1 protein-coding gene is annotated in these 3,975 nt (G+C 45.8%); it reads right to left on the bottom strand.

All coding sequences use genetic code 11. From position 1 onward, the window contains the following. Positions 1 to 577 precede the first annotated feature (577 nt). On the bottom strand, positions 578 to 3,523 hold the full coding sequence (locus LHW48_10375) for a T9SS type A sorting domain-containing protein (protein ID MCB5260852.1): 2,946 nt from the start codon (positions 3,521 to 3,523) through the stop codon (positions 578 to 580). Positions 3,524 to 3,975 lie beyond the last annotated feature (452 nt).

Raw genomic sequence — 3,975 nt, forward strand, 5'->3', positions numbered from 1 at the left:
CTTAAGGATTCACCAGGCATTCCCCCATTTTACGAGAGTCTGATTATGGACTGGTCGGTGTTTGCTATCTGAAATGCCGTCCCTACAGGACTCTATAACATTGTGTAGCTGTAGGTTGCTATCTAAAATGCCGTCTTGATGGGACTCGGATTAGGAGGACATTAATGCTGGAATCATGAATCTTAACTGCCAAAAGTATAAACTGAAATACATAGCCATAGATGATAGCTAAGATACTATCATTAAGTTCATTATCAAAAGAGTGACTCAATATTTTGGGGGAATGCCAGTAAGGATTCAATAAAAATGAAGTCCAAGCCGGCGCTAAGATTGGAGCATAAACCGAAGCTGGAGGAGCAATCAACGCTTTGAAGTCCAAGCCGGCGCTAAGATTGGAGCATAAGCCGAAGCTGAAGGAGCCGGCTTGAACTCCAAACCGTGGCCGGAGGATGCTATTCCTGTGCATCAATCGGGCGTGATAGCGAGAGAAAGATTCGGAGCTATAGGCAAGCTTCGGTACAAAAAACCCCGGCGGTATTTAGCGCCGGGGTTCATTGATTATGTTTAGATATAGTTTTTACTTCATCATCACCATTTTACGAAGGTAGTTCTTACCGTTCATTGTCATGCGGGAAAAGTAGATGCCGCTGGTGACTTTATTGCCGTTATCGTTTTTGCCATCCCAAATCACTTGATGCCAGCCTTTGGGCTTTTCGCTATTCATCAGATTCCGTACCAATTGGCCACGGTAATTGTATATTTTGATTTCCACGCTGCTGGCCTTATTCACGCCATAACGAATGGTGGCCTGGGGATTAAAGGGATTGGGATAGACATCTCTAAGGCCGGGAACAGGGACTTGTGGGGAAGTGCCACTGTCATCACTGAGCAAATGTACGTTCACCGGACCATAGATTTGCGAATTGCCGTCGAAATCATTGCTTTCCAACCAATAATAGTACTGATTAGGAATCTCGACATCGCGGTCATAATATACATAAGTTTTGGGCTGAGAGGTATTGGTAGCAGGGATGAGGATATCCAAATGCAGAGCGGTAGTAAGATCATCCTCAAGACCCCGGTATATGCTAAAGCCCAGCACATTAGTCTCAGTTTGGGTGCGCCATTGCAGCATTGCACTGCTGCCTTGATATGGCAGTGCGGTAAAGGAAGAAAGCTCTACGGGGGGGAGGGTCTGGCCAGACTCCAAACCGATTTTGAAGCTCATGGACGCTTTTGAGGCATTCTGGGGGAAGGCATAGTCTATCTTAACCCAGCGAGGGTTCGTGGTTAAAGAGGAAGCACTAACCGGGAATCCCGTTGTATTTGCACCAAGATATACTTTGGGAACAGTACTGCCCCAGGAAAAATCGTAATCATCATCCGGAGTCCAGAAAAAGGTCAGGGTCTTTGTGCGGCTTGTTGCAGCCCCATCATCAACGTTTCCTGAAAGGGTCCATTGCCGTTTGATATAGCGCGAATCAGTCTGGTTGGTATCGGTGCTGATGGCAAACCCGGCAGTTAAATAAAAGTCGTTTTTGGACATATAAAAATAGCTGACTTCCGGAGAGTGGTAGCCATTTACGCTTGCTGAACCGCTTGATAGCGTATAAGAGCCCTGTAAAAGAGATAGGGTCCCTCTTACCGAAAAACCTTTACTAAAAGTCACACCAGCAGAGTTGTTTATAATAAGATCATACACTGTGCCAGGGAAATTAGCTCCAGCTGCTTGCGCAGAGCTGCCAGCATATATTTTTTTAGAATTGTCAGAGTAGTTCAGATTAGCATTTGTTTCGATAGTATGCGTACCTGTGATATCCAGTTCACCGGATAGGTTTAAGGTAGAATTTGCTTTACTGGTCAAGGTGCCGCTTACCAAAGAGTATGAAGAACTATTTAGAGTCAGGGTTCCGCTGTGTTCCAATTCTCCTTCCACTTTTAGGTCAGTGCTATCTCCATCTCTCACGGTAAGGGTTTTTCCGCTTGATACCACTATCTTGCCACCATTTTCTACGGTAGTCTGGTCTATGATGACGTCTGCATTTACTGTCATAGTATGACCATTGCGCACTGTGATAGAAAGAGAATTGTAAGCTGTGGGAGAATTTGAAGCAGCAGCCCAGCCGCTTGTTCCATCTGTAGAGGTTTCCCAGTCATTCGCTATCGACCATGTACTGCCTGTTTCCCTATACACTGACCGATAATGATAAGTAGCGCTGGATGATGCCATGTGATAAGGATAATTGTCGTTGTTTGAAGAATCAATCTTCCAGACATTGGTAAAATCCCAGTTTGTAAAATTGCTTGAAACTTTCATCTGAGCATCTGTTAATCCAGTGCCGACTGTATTGCTGCCAGTAGTGGGATCAAGAATAGAGCTTGAAAGATAATAACAATCTTCACAGGATCCGGTGGCATTGGTTCCGCCTAAGCCTGGAGGAAGTCTTCCCTCTATTAGCCCCACCAGGCGGCCGAATCCACCCTGCCACCCTGTTGAGCTGATACCTTGAGTAACAGAGCCTGTGGAATAGCTGCGGAAGATGGCTCCGCCTATGGTGCAGCCTGCCAGTCCGCCTACCCGATCTCCACCGGATACATTACCGCGAGCATAGCTGTCTTCAGTAACGCCGGTTTCATTACAGCCCACCAAACCGCCATACTTGATGTTGTAGGGATTGTTATTATCACCGCTGTTAAGAGCTTGATTTTGAGGGTGGGTAGAAGAAACTGTGACATTGGCGTGGCTATAGCGAATGACGGGTACTTGCTGTTTACGGTCGCTGTTATTTGCTCCCACCAGTCCTCCGGTGGCGCCGAAACCTGCTACTGTGGCTGTCCCCGTCCCACCATCTGGCTGCGCATAGCAATTGATGACGTAAACCTTTTTAATCTTGTTAATGGCAGGAATCATCACCTTACCCACCAAAGCACCTGTGCCTCTTTTGCCGGTTATGTTGGGATTGATTATTCCAAGATTCTTGATTACGGTATCAGATGTTTTACTGCTACTCACAAAGCCAAAGAGGCCGACGTTGTTTTCCCCATTAGCAGGGAAAACACTATTGTTTGTCTGAGCATCCGCTCCGCGATCGATATAAAGATTTAAGACCGTCTTGCCATCGCCATCATATACACCCTTAAAGGCATTGTTGTAGCCATCGGTTTGGTCTCCTATGGGCTTCCAGCCTTTTGAGGCTTCCCACATCTTGGTCCAGTTTGTACCTGCGAATATGCCGGCTTGTGTTTGTGCAACTGCACAAAAGTAGGCATAACCATCCGTGGTGTTCTTGCGAATATCGCCCACCACATAAGTAGAGTCTGCCGACCAGGCTATAAGATTCGCAGGATTGGTAACTGATAAATCAATATCAGCGGTCTGCTTGTAGTTTCCGCTGAGGTTAGTTCTAACATTCCACAGGTCCAAAACCGTAGTGACATTGGTCTGCGCCACAGCCACACCAACAATGCTAAATAAAGCTATTACCAGTATAGCTCGTGTAAAATAAAGAGTTCTTGCTTTCATATATTCTCCTGTTTAAAAAATTAGATAAAGTCCATGTAAGTCATAAAGGCAAGAGCAACACCTTGCAGCTTGCCTGATATAATAAACACACTATATAGTTTAGTTTGAGATGCTGCTTTGCCTGTGTCCTTCTGGATTTGAGTCAAAAAATCATAGGATAAACCACATATTCAAATCCATAATGGCAACCCCCAAGACCTTGTCAAGCAAATTCTTTGCAGGCATTCCCCCTTTTTTCGAGAGTCTGATTTTGGGCGGTCGGTATTTGCTATCTGAAATGCCGTCCCGAATGGGACTCTGGGGCGTTGTGCAGCTTTGGTTTGCTATCTGAAATATCGTCCCGAATGGGACTCATTGGGGTGTTTTTCTTCATGGGGGAGCTATCTGAAATGCCGTCCCGTTGGGACTCTGGGGCGTTGTGCAGCTTTGGTTTGCTATCTGAAATGTCGTCC

Source organism: Candidatus Cloacimonadota bacterium, from assembly GCA_020532355.1.
Classification (GTDB): Bacteria; Cloacimonadota; Cloacimonadia; order Cloacimonadales; family Cloacimonadaceae; genus UBA5456.

What these genes read in the sequence shown, in the direction of transcription:
- LHW48_10375 (MCB5260852.1), bottom strand. Translation starts at nt 3,523, where the DNA reads ATGAAAGCAAGAACTCTTTATTTTACACGAGCTATACTGGTAATAGCT.